The organism is Psychrobacter sp. ANT206 (assembly GCF_056880555.1).
On the sequence record NZ_CP096271.1, the window covers coordinates 1,147,287 to 1,167,500 of the forward strand.

13 protein-coding genes are annotated in these 20,214 nt (G+C 43.4%); 6 read left to right on the forward strand and 7 right to left on the reverse strand.

The window, feature by feature from the left end; translation table 11 throughout:
• Positions 1 to 111: 111 nt before the first annotated feature.
• The 4 genes from M0221_RS04920 to M0221_RS04935 all read right to left on the reverse strand — a co-directional run bounded on the left by M0221_RS04920 (position 112) and on the right by M0221_RS04935 (position 6,859).
• Complete coding sequence (locus M0221_RS04920) at positions 112 to 2,433, reverse strand: NADP-dependent malic enzyme (RefSeq protein WP_263240198.1); 2,322 nt, start codon at positions 2,431 to 2,433, stop codon at positions 112 to 114.
• Positions 2,434 to 2,762: 329 nt separating this feature from the next.
• A complete protein-coding gene (locus M0221_RS04925; protein ID WP_483284548.1) occupies positions 2,763 to 4,229 on the reverse strand; it encodes a protein adenylyltransferase SelO in 1,467 nt (488 codons plus the stop codon).
• A 273-nt stretch (positions 4,230 to 4,502) separates the two neighbouring features.
• The gene (locus M0221_RS04930; RefSeq protein ID WP_181210356.1) at positions 4,503 to 5,681 is read right to left on the reverse strand and encodes an acyl-CoA desaturase; all 1,179 of its coding nucleotides are present in this window, start codon (positions 5,679 to 5,681) and stop codon (positions 4,503 to 4,505) included.
• A 449-nt stretch (positions 5,682 to 6,130) separates the two neighbouring features.
• Positions 6,131 to 6,859, reverse strand: coding sequence for a glycerophosphodiester phosphodiesterase (locus M0221_RS04935; RefSeq protein WP_483284549.1), 729 nt, complete (start codon positions 6,857 to 6,859; stop codon positions 6,131 to 6,133).
• 396 nt (positions 6,860 to 7,255) lie between these two features.
• On the opposite strand from M0221_RS04935, the gene M0221_RS04940 reads away from it, so the two are divergent.
• Positions 7,256 to 8,233 (forward strand): hypothetical protein, encoded by a 978-nt coding sequence (locus M0221_RS04940; RefSeq protein WP_483284550.1) that lies wholly within the window; start codon positions 7,256 to 7,258, stop codon positions 8,231 to 8,233.
• Between the two features lie 116 nt (positions 8,234 to 8,349).
• Here M0221_RS04940 and M0221_RS04945 read toward each other — a convergent pair whose 3' ends face one another.
• A complete protein-coding gene (locus M0221_RS04945; RefSeq protein WP_483284551.1) occupies positions 8,350 to 8,994 on the reverse strand; it encodes a cob(I)yrinic acid a,c-diamide adenosyltransferase in 645 nt (214 codons plus the stop codon).
• A 255-nt stretch (positions 8,995 to 9,249) separates the two neighbouring features.
• Here M0221_RS04945 and cysS point away from each other — a divergent pair, with 255 nt between their 5' ends.
• The 5 genes from cysS to pdxH all read left to right on the forward strand — a co-directional run bounded on the left by cysS (position 9,250) and on the right by pdxH (position 16,939).
• A complete protein-coding gene (cysS, locus tag M0221_RS04950; protein ID WP_483284756.1) occupies positions 9,250 to 10,686 on the forward strand; it encodes a cysteine--tRNA ligase in 1,437 nt (478 codons plus the stop codon).
• A gap of 228 nt (positions 10,687 to 10,914) precedes the next feature.
• A complete protein-coding gene (locus tag M0221_RS04955) occupies positions 10,915 to 12,756 on the forward strand; it encodes a mechanosensitive ion channel family protein (protein ID WP_483284552.1) in 1,842 nt (613 codons plus the stop codon).
• A 400-nt stretch (positions 12,757 to 13,156) separates the two neighbouring features.
• Complete coding sequence (gene guaB / locus M0221_RS04960) at positions 13,157 to 14,629, forward strand: IMP dehydrogenase (protein WP_011280629.1); 1,473 nt, start codon at positions 13,157 to 13,159, stop codon at positions 14,627 to 14,629.
• Between the two features lie 245 nt (positions 14,630 to 14,874).
• Positions 14,875 to 16,242, forward strand: coding sequence for a phosphoglucosamine mutase (gene glmM / locus M0221_RS04965; protein WP_483284553.1), 1,368 nt, complete (start codon positions 14,875 to 14,877; stop codon positions 16,240 to 16,242).
• A 46-nt stretch (positions 16,243 to 16,288) separates the two neighbouring features.
• Positions 16,289 to 16,939, forward strand: coding sequence for a pyridoxamine 5'-phosphate oxidase (gene pdxH / locus M0221_RS04970; protein WP_483284554.1), 651 nt, complete (start codon positions 16,289 to 16,291; stop codon positions 16,937 to 16,939).
• 119 nt (positions 16,940 to 17,058) lie between these two features.
• Here pdxH and M0221_RS04975 read toward each other — a convergent pair whose 3' ends face one another.
• Both M0221_RS04975 and M0221_RS04980 read right to left on the reverse strand, forming a co-directional pair.
• Positions 17,059 to 18,450, reverse strand: coding sequence for an HlyD family secretion protein (locus tag M0221_RS04975; protein WP_483284555.1), 1,392 nt, complete (start codon positions 18,448 to 18,450; stop codon positions 17,059 to 17,061).
• Positions 18,451 to 18,551: 101 nt separating this feature from the next.
• Entirely contained in the window at positions 18,552 to 20,168 is a 1,617-nt protein-coding gene (locus M0221_RS04980) for an efflux MFS transporter permease (RefSeq protein WP_011513348.1), read from the reverse strand.
• Positions 20,169 to 20,214 lie beyond the last annotated feature (46 nt).

A 20,214-nucleotide genomic window follows, 5' to 3' on the forward strand; every position in this document is an offset into this window, starting at 1 on the left:
CAAAAAAAACCAGCCAATACTTTAAGCATTGGCTGGTTTTAGTATAGCAGACGGTCTCTATAAAAAATGCAAAAGACCGTGTAAATTGCGCACTTTACAGAGCGTAATCGATTATTGCTTCTCGTTGTCTAAATCCTGAGCTTCAGTGACCGCAAGTGCCGTCATATTAACCACACGGCGCGCTGTGGCTGATGGCGTTAGGATATGTACAGGTTTGCTTGCACCTAACAAAATAGGACCGATAGACGCGCTACCGGTTGCCGTCTTAAGCAGGTTAAAGGCAATGTTCGACGCATCTAACGTTGGCAAGATAAGTAGATTTGCTGAACCTTTAAGATTGCTCGAAGGCAAGTCATTGGCACGGATATGTTCGTCAAGTGCCGCATCACCTTGCATTTCACCGTCAAACTCAAAATCGACATTCATCTCGGTCAACAGTTGATGTACTTTACGCATTTTGACCGCGCTGGCACGATCAGAAGTTCCGAAGTTTGAATGCGACACCAAAGCCACACGTGGGGTAATGCTAAAGCGGCACAATTGCTCAGCTGCCAATACAGTCATCTCAGCCAATTGCTCAGCCGTTGGATCTTCATGGATATAGGTATCAGCAATAAAAATATTACGATCTTGCATGAGCACCGCATTCATCGCGTAAAAATCATTAATGCCTTCTTTTTTATTGATCACTCTGCCGACATATTTTAAATGCAGCTGATAGTGACCGAATGTACCACAAATCATACCATCGGCATCGCCATTTTCAACCAAAAGCGCACCAATTAAAGAAGTTTTGCGGCGCACATCACGGCGAGCAAGCTCGATACTGACACCAGTACGTTTGTTTTTCTCGTAGTAGCCTTTCCAGTAATCGTTATAGCGCGGATCATCATCAACATTGACAATAGTAATGTTCACGCCGTCTTTCAAGCGTAATGCTAGCTTGGCGATGTTATTTTCGATCACTGAAGGACGACCGACCAAGATTGGATAAGCCAACTGCTCATCGACGACCACTTGTACCGCTAATAGTACGTTGCTGTCTTCGCCTTCACAGTAAACGATACGTTTTGGATCTGCTTTTGCACGAGCAAAAATAGGCTTCATTACAAACGCTGAGTTATAGACAAACTCAGACAGACGCTGACGATAGGCTTTCATATCTGCGATAGGAAGCGTTGCAACGCCTGAATCCATAGCTGCTTTTGCGACTGCAGAGGCGATTTCAATGATTAGGTTTGGCTCAAGTGGTCCTGGGATCAGGTAATCACGACCAAAGCTTGGCGTACTTTCAACGTTTTTGACGTTGCTAATTGGCGTCGCTTCAACATGTGCCATAGCAGCAATGGCGCGTACGCATGCAATTTTCATTTCTTCGTTGACAGTCGTTGCGCCTACATCTAATGCACCGCGGAAGATATAAGGGAAACACAATGCGTTGTTTACTTGGTTCGGATAATCAGAGCGACCGGTTGCCATAATAACGTCTGGACGGACGGCATGGGCGATTTCTGGCATGATCTCAGGCGTTGGGTTAGCAAGCGCAAAGATGATAGGGTCTTTTGCCATACGGCGAACCATGTCTTCTGTCAATGTACCCGGCATAGATAAGCCTAGGAACATGTCGACATCATCCATCAGCTCTTCAATAGTCGTAGCAGTGGTTTCACGAGCATAGCGCTGTTTGGTTTCATCAAGGTTTTCACGGGTAGTAGAGATAATACCACGTGAGTCTGATACGTAGATATTGTTTTTATTCACACCAAGGGCGCAAATGATGTCCAAGCAAGAAATCGCTGCAGCACCAGCACCAGAACAAATGATTTTAATATCTTCAATTTTTTTGTTCGTGATGATTAATGCATTAAGCATCGCCGCCGCAACAATGATTGACGTGCCATGTTGGTCATCATGGAATACTGGAATGTTCATACGCTTACGCAATTCGCGCTCGATTTTGAAACACTCTGGTGCTTTGATATCTTCTAAATTAATCCCACCAAACGTAGGCTCTAAAGAAGCAACTGCCTCAATGAATTTGTCCGGATCGTTTTGTGCAATTTCAATATCAAAAACGTCGATACCAGCGAACTTTTTGAATAGAACCCCTTTGCCTTCCATAACAGGCTTTGATGCCAATGGACCGATATTTCCCAAACCTAACACCGCTGTACCATTGGTAATAACACCAACTAAGTTGCTACGTGCGGTATATTTTGCCGCAAGAGATGGGTCTCTTTGAATCTCAAGACAAGGTACTGCCACGCCTGGTGAATAGGCGAGCGCCAGATCACGTTGGTTTGCCAATTGCTTGATAGGAGTAACTGAGATTTTACCAGGGCGAGGGAACTCATGGTAATGTAAGGCAGCTTGTTCAAACTGCTCTTTTTCCGTACTAGGGGTGTCCGTATTCAAAGTGATATCGTCATTCATAATAATTGCCATGGTTAGGATAAATTGGAATAAATTAAATGGTGATAAAAACTAATGCCTAATTCTCAATAACCATTGAATATGATCATGAGTGTACATTGATTGTTAAAGGGTACTATGCGGCGCTTAAACATCAACAAAAAACAACAATAGTGCAAAATAGATAGTCTACATTATCGCCAATAATTTGCCTAGCTAAGGACTATGAACTGCGCACACAATATAATAAATTGATATTCATTATTTAGCTAGTTGATAATGCCAAAAAAATGACCCAAATATCAACCCTAAATGCAAAATATTTCAAAATATTACAGAATAAATATATATTAAGATGAACAGCTGATTGGCATTTGCGGTGCATGAGGCGCAGGCGGTAAGGTATCAAGGTCAATGGCGCTATCATGTAGCGTGTAAGGGCTAGCAAGCAACTCGAATACTCTATTTAGTTCTTTAAACTGTCCTTGCTCTGCGGCAACGATAACACGCTGAGCCATGCTGTTACGCAATACATAAATAGGATTGCTGGCTTGCATATCCTCAATTGCTTGAGTAATCGATACCTGCTTTACTTGTGCCAGATAACGGATCGACCATGCTTGCCAGACTTGCTGTGCTTCAGGATTCAGCTCGGCCGTCAGGGTTGCAAGCAACTGCTGCTCATAATGATGCTCATCCGGTGCGATTAATCCTAATAACGCTCGGAAACTATTGGTATAGTCGAGTAAACTATCCTCTAGTAGTGTCAACCATTCAAACGCTAAGCTTAAACTTTCACGCTGATGTGGCAACCCAAGCTTACGGCATAGCCCTTGCTGATAATGCTGCATAAAGGTCGCCTCATAAGGCGCTAGACAATCTGCTAACGTCTCGCGCGTCACACCGTCTAGACGCATAAAGTGCGGTAACCAAATATTTAGATTCCAATGACCAATAGCAGGTTGATTTTGATAAGCGTAGCGTCCGCTATGATCAGAGTGATTGTTGATCCAAGCAGGGTTAAAGCGTTCCATAAAACCAAATGGACCAAAATCTAGAGTACTGCCGGTAATAGACAAGTTATCAGTATTCATAACACCATGCGCAAATCCAATCAGTTGCCAATCAGCTATCATCCGTGCAGTACATTCAACCACCGCCTGCAAAAATGCTAAGACTGGCGTGTCACTATCACGGCACTCTGAATAATAAGTATCAATCATATAATCGGTAAATTCAGCGAGTAAGTCGGGCGCAAAGCTGGCAATCCACTCAATATGACCTAAGCGAATATGACTGTCAGCGACGCGCATTAAAGCCGCTCCTGCTTCTATTCGTTCGCGGCGCACTTTGGTATCTGATACCACAAATCCCAAGGCATTAGATGAGGCAATACCAAGCTGAGTGAGCGCATGACCACATAAATACTCACGAATGGTACTGCGTAATACTGCACGCCCATCGCCCATGCGTGAGTAGGGCGTCAAGCCTGCACCCTTTAGATGTAAATCTTGTAATTGATTGTTTTTATCGAGTACTTGCGCCATCAATAAGCCGCGACCATCGCCCAATTGCCCCGCCCATTGCCCAAACTGGTGACCGGCATACGCCATTGATAAAGGCTGAAATTCAGCTGGCACATACTGTCCGCCAAGTATTTCAACCCAACGATTCATCAAATCTGTATCTTCCGTCCAGCCCAGCTGCTCAGCAACTTGAATATTAAAATGACCGACACGAGGATTGTCTAATGGGTTTGGCAGTTGCTCATTATAAAGACGGGTGTCCAATTGAGCATAGGTGTTTTGATAGCGCATAAGAGCCGTTCCAATTTAAAGATAAAAGCTGGGAGAAGAAATTTAAGATATGAATAGAGTAAACTCACTATAACATAGCCTTGATATAGCAGCATTGCACTCTTTCCGTCTCTTGTAAATCATGATTAATTATTACATGATTGTTTATCACATCATTGTTTATCAATAGACATGAGATTTAATACCGCACAAAAAAATCCCCCTATCTTTTACAGATAGAGGGAAGGAGAAACGTCGCAATAAAATACTAAATAATCAAACAGTTATCAATAATTAAGCCGCTTTTGCGCTTTCACCGATAGAGCGAAATGCTGTTTTTAGATTGCTGTTATGCGCTAATATTTTTTGTTCAATCTTGGCATAATCTTGCTTTAACTCATCTTCAACTTCATGCAAGCGATCAGCAAACTCGGTCTTTTTCAGCTCAATGGTTTTTGCTTTTAATGCTTGCCATTCTTCAACCGTTTGCGTAAAGGCATCGTATTCAAACTTAATACGATCTTGGAAGCTTTTCATCGCATGAGGAATATCAATACCACTTGATGTGACCGTATCAATCTGCTGCTGCGCTGCTTTAAATTGCATTTGTACTTCAGCATGCTTGATAGTGGTGTCGTCAACAGTACGTAGCTCAGTAGTCAAGCCCAGCTTCGATAAACCAGCGATGAGCCATTTGGTTGGATCATACTGCCACCATTTTACGCCATTACGATAATCGTACTGGAAGAAGTGATGATAGTTATGATAACCCTCACCCCACGTAAATAGAGCCAAGAAGAAGTTATCACGTGCAGTGTTGGTATCGGTATAAGGACGCGACCCAAACATATGACATAGCGAATTGATAAAGAAGGTAAAGTGATGCGTCAGTACCAGACGTAGCAAACCGACGATGACCAAAGTACCCCAAACATCACCCAATAACCAACCGATCGCGGCGACTGCACCGATGTTCAATGCAGCGACCCATAAACCGTAATATTTATGCTGAATTTGCAGCGTTCTATCTTTGGTCAGGTCAGGGATATTTTTATAGTCAAACTTACCACTAGGATAATTGCGTAGCATCCAGCCCATATGACTAAAGAAAAAGCCACGTTTCGCTGAGTACGGGTCTTCTAAGCGATCATCGACATGACGATGATGCGTACGGTGACCAGAAACCCAGTCAAACGCTGAACCCTGTACCGCAAAGGTAGAACCTAGCAATAAAAAGTTTTTGACGATTGGATGCGCTTTATAAGCACGATGCGACAATAAACGGTGATAACCTGCTGTGATACTGATACCCGTCCAAACCATAAACGCACCAAATACGCCCCAAACCGGTGCACTGACTTGATGGGTGAACAGATACCATGGCGTAATAATTGCTGCAGCAATAGGCGTGGCTACCAGAATAGTCGCTGGAATCCAGTTAATCGGTGCTTTGGTAAACTCAAATTCACGCATATCGATACTGTCTACATCGGTAGGCAGTTCAGTCTGCTCAGAGGCGCTTGCATAGTTGCGTTTGGCAACTGGCATCTCATCGAGTGATTTTTTTGCTTTATTCTCATCAAAACGTGTTTTAAAACGTGTGACTTGAATGCTGGCATTTTTGACAAATGTGTCACCAGATTTGATAGCGAAACGTAAGCCTTTAAGCGGTAAGCCAAGTGCTTTTTTTGCAATCATATAATATCCCTAACGGTATTAATTTAAGCGTCTATATTACCTTAAATACTTAGTAAAGTGAACACTTATACACTATAAAAATATTGCTAAATAACAATAACTTGTATGGATTATAGTAGGTGTTATGGCAAATAAGCCGTGACTTATCAGCTATAAGGTAAAAATGTAAGTAAAACAATAAATATGTACACCGCAAAAGCGAGTTTAGAAATAGGAGTAATGCGTTAAGGCAGTAATAAATAGCTTGGATAATCGGTAATAATCACATCAACTTGCCAGTTTATAAGCTGCTTAATAGTCTCAATATCATTGACCGTCCATGCACTTACAGGTAAGTCATAGCGATGACAATACTGTATGACTTCACGATTCAAAAGCGGATAGTGGATACCTAATTGCTTACAGCCAAGTTGTAAGGCAGTATTGGGAGCCTGTTTCAGTAGTTTAGGCTCTCGAATAAGCAGCCCACGTGGTATATGCCTCATGAAAGTACTGCATTGTAAATGGGCATGCAGCTCAACATCAAAGCTGGTCAGCACAATCGGTAGGCTAGCAAGTGGGCTATCAATGAGGTCACGCATCAAGGCTTTTACGAGTTTGGCATAATCAGTGCGACTATGGGTTTTAACCTCAAGCTCAATATAAATATAGGTATTTAGAGCAGAAGCAATGTCAAGCAACGTGATAATTGGCTGACCAAACTGATGATGACGCTGTATTTCGCTCACATTTAGCTGATCTAGACGTGATTGCTGCCCGCACATGCGCTCAAGCGTTTCATCATGAAAGACGATAAGCTGTCCATCTCGGCTAAGTTGTACATCGAACTCTACACCTGCTAAGCCAGAGCTTTGCAAATTTTGCGCATATTCAAAACCTGATAAGGTATTTTCTAATGCTTCACCGCGCGCGCCGCGATGACCAAGTAGCAAAGTGTTCTTAAGATCTATCATAACCAGTGACCATCTCATATTTTGAGCATTATAATGGAAATATTATATCGTCTGTTATTAACTGCATCCAACGCTATCACGTATCAAAGCGTATTGAATAAAGCATTTATAAAAATTTTATGCTGATAAAACTTTCTGTCATCATTTTAATATTTGTTTAGGTGAATATATATTTGTAGCTTTTTTGCAACTAAAGCTAGATTTCGGACACAATGTTGAACGTTATTTGTACATCAGTAGGCTACATGGATGACCATCTCCTGCAAACACCGTATAATAATGTGGTTTTCAAATCTATCGCAATACCGGTTTCTGCTAGATTTGAGTTTTATAGTGTAAATGTCAAATACTGTCCGTGAGCGACGGTACGAATCAGTAAATTGGAGCAAAAGAGATATGAGCGTAGCAAATAAAAGTGTGAGCAAATGGTATAAAGTTGCTGGTATCGGCATGGTATGTGGTTTAGCGCTTGCTGGTTGTGATCGCTCAGAAAAAGACGATGCCGAAACGGTAGAAGTGACTGAGCAAGAAACACAGGTTAGTGAAAATGCTGCTGCCACGGCAGTGAGCTGTGATGATCCTATGGTACAAGACCGCCTCAAATCCGCTTTGAAAAATACGCTCAATCAACAAGCCCAAACTTTAGCAGTCAGTTATGCCAACGATGCAGAGATTGGCTTAGGCAGCGGTGTGGTTTCTACTAAAGCAAACGGTATTATCATCGATATACAAAATGCCGCCGTGTTGCAAGCAACCAATGAAAATGGTCTGACAACCTGTCAGGCAAGCGTCAGCATGACTCTGCCAAGTGAAGACTTATATCAAGCCAGCCAAGTGCAAGCCGCTAATAATCAGCCAAGTTTGCAATCGCGCTTAGCCAATGACAATATTCGTATCAATAACAATATGCTCATTGATGATGCTTTTACCTATGTTGTTGGTACGCAAGGTGGTCAAGTACGTACACGTATCGCAGGACAGCCGGCATTATTAACAGTGGTATCAGAAGTGGTCGCCAGCTCAACGCTCCAGTCAGCAATGGAAGAGCAGCGCGCCCAACGTGCTACTCAGCAATCTGAACGCCGCCGTGAACCAGCACAGAATACACAGAACAATAATAATAGTAGTCAGCCAAGAGCAGTAACGCCAGCTGCGCCTGTGCGCCCAGCACAGCCTGCTAAGCCACCAGTTGTTAATCAAAACAGTAGTCAAAATACAAAGACGCCAAGTAGCACTCCGTCAGCGCCAACACCTAGCACTACTGCGCCTAGTACAGTAACTCCTACACCTGCTGCTCCAGAAGCGCCAAAAGCAACGCCTAAAGATGAAAGCATTGATATGGTCATTATTGAAGATAAAGAAGCAACTTATTAATCTTATTGCTACTAAATATCGATAAGCATCGTTTCAATATTTCAATTCAGTATTTCAATAAAAAAACGCCTGCAATATATTTATTGCGGGCGTTTTTTTATGGTTCATTAAATGGCTCAACTATCAGCGAATTTTTGTAATACTTGGCTGTCCCATAATACTTCAGAGACCTGCTTGGGATCTGTGCAAAAACGTGCGGCGACAAAGAGCCAATCAGACAAACGGTTGATAAAGCTGACCGCTGTCGGTCGAATGGCTTGAGGCTGAGCTTGTTTTAGTAATACTGCTTGGCGCTCAGCGCGGCGACAAACAGTACGTGTTACATGTAACTGGCTGACCAATAATGAGCCTGTTGGTAAGATAAAGTCTTTTAGCGGTGGTAACGTCGTATTCATCGCATCGATCTGCTGCTCAAGCCAATCAATATGAATCGTATTTACGCCTTCATATTCTGGCATAGCAAGCTCACCACCGATATTAAATAATAAATGTTGAATAATGACTAAAGCTTGGGCAAAGTCGACTTCTTGCTTTGTTTGTAAGCGTTCAGGTAGCTGTTGGCTGTGACTTAAATTGTTGGTTTGCGCACTTAACGCTTGAGTAAGCTGCGCGCGTACTAAACCGATATGGGAGTTGAGCTCATCAATATCACCCATCACACTAAATAGGCTGTCCGCCTTGCTAACGCGGCTGCCATCTGCCATGCCAGTACTACCATCATCGCCAGTACGCGTATAAATTTTGCTTAAACGATTGCCCATATTTTTATCCTTAACTATCAATGTTTTTATCATTACAGAGTCTTACTTGCGCGCTCATTGTAGTATTTTACGAGCATTTTCGCTAAGATAATGGGTTAAGTTTTATATTGATGTTCTCTTTACCCTTGATTTATGCGTGATTTTCTTATGTAAGCGCTTTTTTATTGGCTAAGCGTACATGATTGCTAGGCTTGTTTTCTCTTATACTTTTAATTTAAAGGCTTTATGACTATGACCACACCTCTTGCAGACGCGATGTCTCAGCTCGTCATCTATGACTCACTTACTGGACGCAAGCAAGCATTCAAGCCGCTTGCCACGGGCAAAGTTGGCATGTATGTGTGTGGCATGACGGTTTATGATTATTGTCATATCGGTCACGCTCGAGTGATGGTTGGCTTTGATATGGCAGTACGTTGGCTAGCACAATTGGGCTATGACGTAAATTACGTGCGTAATATTACTGATATTGATGACAAAATCATTACTCGTGCTGCCGAAAATGGTGAAGAGATTGGCACATTGACCCAACGTTTTATTACTGCCATGCATGAAGATGCGACAGTACTTGGCTGCTTGTCCCCTGATGCAGAACCGCGTGCGACCGATCATATCGATGAGATGCAGCAGATGATTGAGACGCTGGTTAGTAATGACTATGCCTACGCGGGCGATAATGGTGATGTCTACTACGCGGTCGATAGTTTTGCAGATTATGGCAAATTGTCAAAACGTAACCTTGACGATATGCAGGCAGGCTTACGGGTCGAAGTCGAAAACGATAAGCGCAATCCGTTTGACTTTGTGTTATGGAAAGCGGCGAAACCTGATGAGCCGCAATGGGCATCAGCTTGGGGTCAAGGGCGTCCAGGCTGGCATATTGAATGCTCAGCGATGTCGACCAAATGCCTTGGTAATACCTTTGATATCCATGGCGGCGGTCATGATTTGCAGTTCCCGCATCATGAAAATGAGATTGCCCAATCTGAAGCAGCGACCGGCTGTGAATACGCGCGTAACTGGATGCACGTTGGTTTTATCAATGTTGATGGCGAAAAAATGTCCAAGTCATTGGGGAATTTCTTTACCATTCGTGATGTCATGGCAAAATACTTACCAGAAACGGTGCGTTTCTTCTTATTGTCGAGTCATTATCGCAGTCAAGTAAACTTCTCTGATAGTGCCTTGGACGAAGCGCATAATAGCCTAAGCAGGTTGTATCAAGCATTAAAAGTTGCTGAACAACAAAAAGGTGAGGTACTTATTATCGATGAAGCCTTGATTAATAATGCCTACGCCAGTGCAGTGGGACAAGACTTTATCAAAGCCATGAATGACGACTTTAATAGCTCAACGGCTATCAGTGTACTATTTGGATTGGCGCGTGATATCAATAAAGCGAGTAAAGCAGAAGATGTAGAGACTGCATGGCAATTAGCGCAGCACTTAAAAGCTTTGGCGCAAACGCTTAATATTTTACAGCAGCCTGTGCAGCAGTTCTTGCAAGCCGTCATTGGTGAAGTAGCTGAAGATAGTTTAACCGACGAAGCCATTGATGGGCTAATCATCGAGCGCGCTGATGCCAAAACCAATAAAGACTTTGCGCGTGCTGATGAGATTCGTGTGCAGTTGAAAGAGGCTGGTATTGAGCTTGAAGACAGTCGTGCGGGCACCACTTGGCGCCGTGCTTAATGTAAGCATTAGTTTTTTGCGCTTGTTCATTCACAAACAATAATAAATTAAGCCAGCTATCTGCTGGCTTTTTTGTGTCTTCTGCATTAGCTTAATATCATACTTATTAGCAAGAGTTTTTGTATGCAAACTCCTTTCGGATTTCTCAGGACTCACTCTCTACAGTCTCATGCCCAATTTTTACCGCGACTGCTCTTTATAATTGGCAGCTTATTTATCCTATTAAATATGGCGTGCATTTCTGCTTATGCAGCAAGCAGTACTGAGGACATAGACAATCGAAATATTGAAGAGACAGTTACTACAAAACCAGAAAATTTGGTGGAGTATGCTGCGCAAAGAATCGATAAGTTAAAAGAAGAAGGAGTGACTGTTTCTGCCGTTGCAGCAGAGGTAATTAGCCCGCTAGAAAAAAGGACAGTGCAGCAAGCAGGTGTGCTACAAGGAGACTCTGGTCTCACTGGTGATTACAACGAAAACTACTATACGTTAGATAAGCTTAATGCAGGTTTGCCGCCCTTGTCTGAGCCGCCAAACTTGTCGACACCACTTGCCACATTAGAGTTTTTCCAATCGGCAGTCATGAATCAGCAATATGATTTGGCAGCTTATGCACTAAATATGAACTTGATTGATAGTGAATCACAGTCGAATCAAGCAATGGATTTGGTCAAACAGCTTGATTTTCTGTTGATTGAAAAAAAGCTCTATGTTTTTGATGAATTGCCAGATCGTCCTGACGGTTTGATTGAGCCACCGCTTGGTAGCACGAACAGTATTCAAGGCATTCCTAGACGTTCGATTCAGCTGGGTTATATTGATTATCGCGAGCGCCGAGTACCCTTGCATCTAGAGCGTGTACGTATTGATGATAGTGCGCCTTTTTGGGTATTTTCAGCGCAGACGGTGGCAAATATTGATAAGCTTTATGAGCAATATCATCCGGCAAAGTTTGAGCGCTATCTGCCTAGTTGGACCAAGCTAAAGCTTTTTAATATTGCTATCTGGGAATTTTTAGCGTTATTTATATTCTTCTCCTTTACCATGGGCATTGGCTGGCTGCTAAGTACTGCCGCTGGCAAGCTCCTCAATTGGTATGTCATGGATAAAGAAGGCAACCGTCTTGGCACCCTTCATCACAACGGTGTAGAGGATTTGGTCAATAAGCTGACGGTCCCTTTAACTTTTACCATCAGCTTCTCATCGGTATTTACCTTGGTATCGGGCGGCTTTCCTTATCTGGATGCAGTCGCTTCCTCGACACGTCCGATTATTTGGATTGGATTGGTCTTTAGCGCCATGTGGCTCGGTATACGTGTTATCAACTTTTTTGCCAACCGCTATCAAGATATGCAGATTGAAAATCTAGGAGAGGAGCAGTTTGACAAAGTGCGCCGTCGTCGAACTTACGTATCGATATTTCGCCGCGTCTTCGTATTTGTCATGGTGTTGGGCAGTATTTGGATAGGTCTGAGTGAGTTTGCCAATATGGAAGGCTTTGGCAAAACCTTACTGACTTCGGCTGGCATTGCTGGCGTGGTCATTGGTATCGCCGCTCAACCAATACTGGGTAACATCATTGCTGGAGTACAGGTAGCAGTGACACAGCCCGTACGAATTGGCGACAGTGTGATAATGGATGGCAACTTTAGTACCGTTGAGGACCTGCGTTACACTTATGCGGTACTAAAAACATGGGATGAACGTCGATTAATCGTGCCGATGCGCGAATTGATCACCGAAATGGTAGAGAACTGGTCGCATACAGAAGTACATCAGACCTGTCCTGTGTTCTTATATATCGATTATGGTGCAGATATTGACGCCATTCGGCAGCAGTTTATTTCGGTGGTGAAAGACAATAAGCTTTGGGACAATAAAACTGAGCCTGAAATATTTGTCGTTGAGGTAACTGAAAAGACCATTCAACTGCGTGGCGCTGTTTCAGCGGTAGGCCCTGTAGAAGCATGGACACTGGCCTGCGAGATACGTGAGCAGATGCTTGATTATTTGTACCGTGAACAAAAGCATTATTTACCAGCTGAGCACCTTGTATTGAGACAAAAATAGTCAATGTCTATTGGTTTAGCGCTTAAAAAATTTGAATGTACAGCGTCATTATCGATAGACAGCTTTGGGTAAAACCTATTGACAAATATAGCATGCGATTTGCTTGCTTATTTGTTATAATATGGCGTTATTTTTAAGGGATAATTCAGTTGTTAAGCATTGTATAGTTAGATTTTGGGGCAGGTAAAGGGCGCTGTATTAGCCAGTCTGCTGAGCCAATGATTTAATGAGCAATGATGAATTGATGATGTGCCGAGCGAATGTTTGTATTTAGTATTTGTTGCCCACGGTTTTATTATTTTCTGCTAGGTTTATAACCTTATGATTTTGATAGAATTTTCGTTGATTTTCTTGATGCTGTATTGCCCACCCATCAAAATAACCACTACTAGGGGTCTGTATGTTGCGAATTGTCGATGAAGCCTTAACCTTTGATGACGTTTTATTATTGCCAGCTTATTCAGAAATACTGCCAAAAGCTGCTAATCTAACGACCCGCCTAACAAAAAGTATCACGCTAAATTTACCGCTAATTTCTGCTGCTATGGATACAGTCACTGAGTCTGAGATGGCCATTACCATGGCACAACTTGGTGGTTTAGGTATTTTGCATAAGAGTATGGATATCGATAAGCAGGCAATGCAAGTGCGCCGCGTCAAGAAATTCGAAGCTGGTACTGTGGTTGATCCTATTACTGTGCATCCAGAGATGACCATCGGTGAGTTATTAAGACTGACCCAAGACAATAACATCTCAGGCGTGCCAGTGGTTGAAAAGGGCACTGATAAAGTAGTTGGTATCGTTACTCATCGTGACTGGCGCTTTGAGACCAATCTGTCGTTACCAGTTAGCCATATCATGACGCCGAAAGAGCAGCTCGTCACCGTTAAAGAAGGTGAGAGCAACGAAAACATCAAAAGACTGCTACACGAGCACCGTATCGAAAAAGTTATTGTTATCAATGATGATTTCCGTTTGCGTGGTCTGATTACAGTCAATGACTTTGCTAAAGCTGAAAACAATCCCAATGCTTGTAAAGATGAGCAAGGTCGCCTGCGTGTGGGCGCAGCAGTTGGTACGGGCGCTGATACTCAAGCACGCGTTGAAGCATTGATTGCGGCTGACGTCGATATCATCGTTGTTGATACCGCGCATGGTCACTCAAAAGGCGTTATTGATAAAGTATCTTGGATTAAAAAGCACTTCCCGCATGTACAAGTGATTGGCGGCAATATCGCGACAGGCGATGCTGCAAAAGCTTTACGTGATGCTGGCGCTGATGCGGTCAAAGTTGGTATTGGTCCAGGATCTATCTGTACCACACGTATCATCGCTGGTATCGGTGTACCGCAAATCTCGGCGATTGATAGTGTTGCAAGCGCTTTGCAAGACAGTATTCCATTGATTGCTGATGGTGGTATTCGCTATTCAGGTGATATGGCAAAAGCCATTGCTGCTGGTGCGTCATGCATCATGGTTGGCTCACTTATGGCAGGTACAGAAGAAGCGCCAGGTGAAGTTGAGTTGTTCCAAGGTCGCTATTATAAAGCTTACCGCGGTATGGGTAGCTTGGGCGCGATGTCAGGTCAAAACGGTTCATCAGATCGCTACTTCCAAGATGCCAAAGATGGCGTAGAAAAATTGGTGCCAGAAGGTATCGAAGGTCGTGTACCTTATAAAGGTCCAGTCGCTGGTATCGTCAACCAATTGGTAGGTGGCTTGCGCTCATCTATGGGTTATACCGGCTGTGCCACGATTGAAGATATGCGCAGCAAACCACAGTTCATCAAAGTTACCTCAGCGGGTATGAAAGAATCGCATGTGCATGATGTGCAAATCACCAAAGAAGCACCTAACTATCGAGTCGACTAATTATATCTTTGCCGCTATAGGATGCGATGACTCGCAGCTGTACAGTGTCAAGCGACGTTAAGATACAAACAGCCAACAATGCCTTGTTATTGTTGGCTGTTTTTTTTGTAAAATACAATCATAGATTATTCTAATAATTGATAACTGTTTGTCTTATCAAAACCATTGATGACAGTGAATGATTGAAGCTACTGAGCCTGCTTCCACGTCGGGGCTTTTACTTTTAGATTTAAGGAAAAATAATAATGAGCTACTTTGGCACTGATGGTATTCGCGGTAAATTTGGTGAGCTGCCAATTACGCCAGACTTTATCTTGAAATTGGGTTATGTCACAGGATTGGTGCTGATAGAAAACAATCAAAATTCGCCGCGTAAGCCAAGTGTTGTGATTGGTAAAGACACGCGGTTGTCAGGCTATGTGATCGAAGGCGCACTACAAGCCGGCTTTAATGCCGCTGGCGTCGATGTATATATGTTAGGGCCATTGCCCACACCTGCTATCGCACATTTAACCCGTAGCTTTAATGCCGATGCAGGCGTGGTTATTTCTGCTTCACACAATCCATACTATGATAATGGCATCAAGTTCTTCTCAGCCGACGGCAAAAAATTAACTGATGCAATGCAAAATGCTATCAATGATAAGTTGGACGCTATTATGGCGGCTGACGGTAATAACGATGCTGTAATGCCTATTCTTGATCCGGCACAATTGGGTAAAAATAATCGTATCGATGATGCGAAAGGTCGCTATATTGAATTCTGTAAAGGCAGCTTTCCCTATCAATATGATTTAGATCATCTGACTGTGGTCGTCGACTGTGCAAATGGTGCAGGCTATAGCGTGGCGCCTCGTGTCATGCGTGAGCTGGGGGCCAATGTCATCGCCATTAATAATAAGCCTGACGGTGTCAATATCAATGCTGATTGTGGCTCAACGCATCCTGAAGGTCTGCAAGAAGCAGTGCTAAAATACGAAGCCGATGTGGGCATTGCCTTAGATGGTGATGGCGACCGTATTGTGATGGTCGATGAAGCCGGCAATTTGGTTGACGGCGATGGTATCTTGTATGTGCTCGCTACTCAAGGTCAAACAAAGGTGGCAGGTGTCGTTGGCACCCTAATGAGCAATATGGGTTTAGAGTTGGCGTTAAAAGCGGCTGATATTGAGTTTACACGGGCAAAAGTAGGCGATCGTTATGTGATGCAAGAGCTTGAGGCCAACGGTTGGATATTGGGCGGTGAGCCGTCAGGTCATATCTTATGCTTGGATAAAAGCCGGACTGGCGACGCTATTATTGCAAGTTTGCAGATACTTGCAGTTATGCAAGCAAAAGGCAAAGCGCTAAGTGATTTAACTGAGGGCTTTGAAGTATTGCCACAAAAACTGGTCAATGTACGCTTGTCTCAAATGCAAGATCCATTTGAGCATGAAGAGCTAGTGGTTGCTTTTGATAAAGCTCGTGCTACTTTAGAAGGTCGCGGTCGCTTGCTTATTCGTCAATCGGGTACAGAGCCGATGATTCGAGTCATGGTTGAATCAGATGATGAGATAGAGTGTGATGTAATGGCGAATGATTTGGCAGATAAAATAAAAGCTATATTAGGTTAATAGTCTTTGATATAAACACACTAGAATAGCAAAATAAGGGACAATCATGAGTATGGACTTTAGCGATCAGCGTTTGTCATATGAAAAAGGTCAACTAGACCAACAGTCAGTACCAGCATCACCATTTGAGCTATTAAATGTTTGGATGAATGAAGCAATAGAGGCGCAAGTACAAGAACCGTATGCGATGAGCTTAGCGACTTGTGGGGCGGATAATAAACCTAGCGTACGTATTGTTCTATTGCGTGAAATTACAGATAAAGGTATCGTTTTTTATACCAATTACGAAAGTGCCAAGGGTCAAGATATCGCTGAAAATCCTAATACCGAAGCGCTGTTTTTTTGGCACAAGCTTGAGCGTCAGATTCGTATCAGCGGCAGTATTGCTAAAATTGATGCTGATAAATCTGCTGCTTACTTTCAAAAACGCCCGCACGATAGCCAAGTAGGCGCATGGGTTAGCCAACCACAAAGCGGTGAAGTTGCTAATCGCGATGTGATGGAGCAGACGTTTGAGCAATTGAAAACAGACTATCCAGAAGGCGCAGCCGTACCAACGCCTGAGTTTTGGGGTGGTTACGAGATTACTGTCAATGAGATGGAGTTTTGGCAAGGTCGCGCCAATCGAATGCATGACCGTATTGTCTATCATAAAGAGGCGGATGGTAGCTTTAGCACCAAACGCTTATTGCCTTAAACGTAATCAATAGCGCATGATATGGGCTTAGAAGAAGTTCATGTCTATAAAAAAGCCACTTTACCTGTCATATTCATATGGCAAAAAAAGTGGCTTTTTTTATTTCTTTAGTAGTGGAGCTATTTGGTATCAACATCTACCGAAACAGACATACCAGGACGTAGGCGGGCAAGGTCTGGCTGGTTAGAGTCTAAGTCGATGCGTACCGGAATACGCTGAGCGATTTTAATATAGTTACCTGTCGCAGGATTGGCAGCGCCAGCACTGAATTCACTGCCTGTTGCGGGTGATATATTGCTGACCCGTCCGCTAAACCGTGTGCCACCTAAGGCATCCACATGAATAGTGGCCGCTTCACCAATGGTCATATTTGCCACTTGCGTCTCTTTAAAGTTGGCAATAATCCATACGCCTTTTGGTACGATATACATAAGCTGCGTACCAGCAGTGACATATTGTCCTGTTTTAACGGTCAACTGACTCAGTTGTCCCGATTCAGGAGCACGGATTATGGTGTTGTCCAAATTAATCTGTGCTTGTTTTGCGGCAGCTTCAGCATTTTTGATATTGGCATCTAATGAAGAGCGGCTAGCCGTCGTTTTTTTGCTGCCCTCGACCGCCACTTGTAAATTGGCTTCCGCTTGTTGGACACCAGCTTGTGCTTTTGCTAATTGAGCTTCAGCATGGGCAACATCTGCACTTGATACTGCACCAATGGCAATCAAGCCCTGATAACGGTTGACGTCCTCTCGGGCACTGTCGACACTCACTTTGGCGCTATAAACATCTGCCTCACGTGCCTGAATCTGTGCTTGGCTGGTGCCAGTATCTTGCGCATTACTAGAGCGATTGGTTAACGCAATATCGATATTCGCCTGCGCTTGTTCGAGCTGCTGCTGAAAAGTACGGTCATCTATTTTTACCAATAAGTCACCAGCTGCAACATTCGCAAAATCTTCTACTGCTACTTCTGTCACATAACCTGACACTTGCGGACTGATAATGGTGGTTTGTCCTTTAACAAAAGCATTATTGGTTTGCTGCATGGTTGGGGTAAAAGGTGGCAGTTTCCACGCATAGAGAATGAGTGCCACACCAATAACAATCAGTGCAATCAGTAAGGCTAAATTAAAAAACGACTTCTTTTTGGGCGACCAACCTGCTGGCGCAGGAATAGATTCAGTGGGTGGCATCGGTGTATCATCTTTGCCATCGCCTGCCTCAGTGCTGTCTATTTTATTTGTATCAGCGGCGTCTATAGGCTCATTGGTATTCGTAGGTAAGTCATCAGAAGGGTCGGTTTGAATCCGAATTGCAGGCATAGTCGGTTCAGGTTGAATGGCTGCTATATTGGTATTTGTGTCATTATTGGAAGCCACGTATGACTGTGATGGTGTATCCACAACCGCTTGATTTGATAATGATTCACTAGCTTGAGCATTTTCAACAGTTTTAGCTGTTTTGTTAGGGGTGCTTGCGTCATCAACGCGGTTCGGTTTGTCTTCGTTCATGACACGCTCCTAAAGGATTTAATAAGCATAATAGATAACGTTACAATAATAATAAGAGAGAATAGGCGCTATAGAATACACAATAGCATTTGCACTATCTGCTATTTTTTGCCCATCATTTCTGCTAACGCGGCAAGCTCTTTACCAAGAGGATTGCGCTTATGATACAAATAATAGAAATACACCATTAATAAATAGATCGCGGTAATCGTAGCGCTCACTGCCATTAAAAAGAATAAATCATCATAAGCGGCAACGGTCGCTTGGCGCTGAATCCCTTGCAGCATTTGGGTCATTTGAGCAGGGTTGCCAGCAGTCATCGAGCTGACCATATCTGCATAGTGCATCTGCGTGCGAATAGTGGTAAAGGCTTGAATACCGGCGGCACCTGCTAAACCGCCAACCGTTTGCGAAATACCAAAAATCACCGAGAAGCTAATAATATAGGCAGGTCCATTAGCAATGGCACGAAACATCCCTTCAAATACCATCGGTCCCATAAAATATACGGCAGCAAACGCAATGATAAACTGACTAAAATAAAACATGACAGGTGTAGAATTCAGTGACACACCCGTATCTATCCATGCACCAATCGCAATCAATGCCACGGCAAAAATAACCGGTCGACGCAGGTCCATCGCATTGGTCGTAAAAATACTAAGCACCAATGCCAGCGCACTAGCGGCTAAAATAATGGCATAGAACACAATCAGCTGATCATTGCCATAACCGAGGTTAGCCAATAACCCTGCCGCGCCAACGCTTTGCTCCGACAGCAAGATACGCATCACAGCGCCCGTTATCATAAAGGCGATAATCGTCCGGCTGCGCATCCAACGTACTTGTAGCATTGGATTTTTACGATGGGTTTCAATCCACAACGCAATAGAAATGGTGACGACGGAAATAATCAGTGGATAACTGAGCCAAGGAGTCGTCCACCATAAAATACGCCCTTGTACCAAAAACACTGCCAATGCTGCAAGACCAGTCGCAAAAAAAACAAAGCTGACAATATCCAGCTTTTCAAAGACTCTTTCCATATTACCGCGTGGCAGCTCAAGAAGGTTAATTAAGCCAAAGCATATCAAAGCTAAGCCTACTTGGAATAAAAACAAGCCTTCAAGTTGACCATCGGCGGCAAGATAAGGCGAGATGATGCGAGATAAAGGCACCCCAAACTGTACCAAGCCAAAGCCCAAAATCAGTCCACTAATACGCCGAGCTGCTGGCATGCCTTGCAAACAATAAAAGATAGACAATACTGTCATAGCGCTCGCGACCACGCCGCTAAAGCCACGGGCAATCAGCTCTAAATAATAAGGATCAATGCTAATTCCGGTGGTTGAGCTCAATAGATGACTACTGACTAACCACTGCATACTGGTCGCTGAGAGCAAAAAGAATAGGGTGATTTTGCTAAATAACGACATACCAAACTGTTGGCGAATTTTATAGAGCAGTACCGTGATACAGGCATTGGTCATATTGTAAGCGACTGATATCCAGCCACCCTCAACAGGGGTTAAGCCCATCTCACCTTGAATTTGAGAGAGGTTGGCGACTAATAAACCGTTTTGAAAACTGGCAGTAATACCGATAAAAATACCGATTAGTAAGTAAAATACTTTTCGATAAGTAGGATGATCGGGTGTGGCAGGAGAGCCTAGCATGAACGGCTGTTCATGAGGTTTAAACTGATAGTCGGTACTCATGGGCTATCTATCATCGGTAACGACGGATAATGTAAATTCATGATAA

Excerpts from the sequence above, each read along its gene's own strand:
- M0221_RS04920 (WP_263240198.1), bottom strand. The coding sequence starts at position 2,433 with ATGAATGACGATATCACTTTGAATACGGACACCCCTAGTACGGAAAAA.
- M0221_RS04925 (WP_483284548.1), bottom strand. The coding sequence starts at position 4,229 with ATGCGCTATCAAAACACCTATGCTCAATTGGACACCCGTCTTTATAAT.
- M0221_RS04930 (WP_181210356.1), bottom strand. The coding sequence starts at position 5,681 with ATGCGTGAATTTGAGTTTACCAAAGCACCGATTAACTGGATTCCAGCG.
- M0221_RS04935 (WP_483284549.1), bottom strand. The coding sequence starts at position 6,859 with ATGATAGATCTTAAGAACACTTTGCTACTTGGTCATCGCGGCGCGCGC.
- M0221_RS04940 (WP_483284550.1), top strand. The coding sequence starts at position 7,256 with ATGAGCGTAGCAAATAAAAGTGTGAGCAAATGGTATAAAGTTGCTGGT.
- M0221_RS04945 (WP_483284551.1), bottom strand. The coding sequence starts at position 8,994 with ATGGGCAATCGTTTAAGCAAAATTTATACGCGTACTGGCGATGATGGT.
- cysS (WP_483284756.1), top strand. The coding sequence starts at position 9,250 with ATGTCTCAGCTCGTCATCTATGACTCACTTACTGGACGCAAGCAAGCA.
- M0221_RS04955 (WP_483284552.1), top strand. The coding sequence starts at position 10,915 with ATGGCGTGCATTTCTGCTTATGCAGCAAGCAGTACTGAGGACATAGAC.
- guaB (WP_011280629.1), top strand. The coding sequence starts at position 13,157 with ATGTTGCGAATTGTCGATGAAGCCTTAACCTTTGATGACGTTTTATTA.
- glmM (WP_483284553.1), top strand. The coding sequence starts at position 14,875 with ATGAGCTACTTTGGCACTGATGGTATTCGCGGTAAATTTGGTGAGCTG.
- pdxH (WP_483284554.1), top strand. The coding sequence starts at position 16,289 with ATGAGTATGGACTTTAGCGATCAGCGTTTGTCATATGAAAAAGGTCAA.
- M0221_RS04975 (WP_483284555.1), bottom strand. The coding sequence starts at position 18,450 with ATGAACGAAGACAAACCGAACCGCGTTGATGACGCAAGCACCCCTAAC.
- M0221_RS04980 (WP_011513348.1), bottom strand. The coding sequence starts at position 20,168 with ATGAGTACCGACTATCAGTTTAAACCTCATGAACAGCCGTTCATGCTA.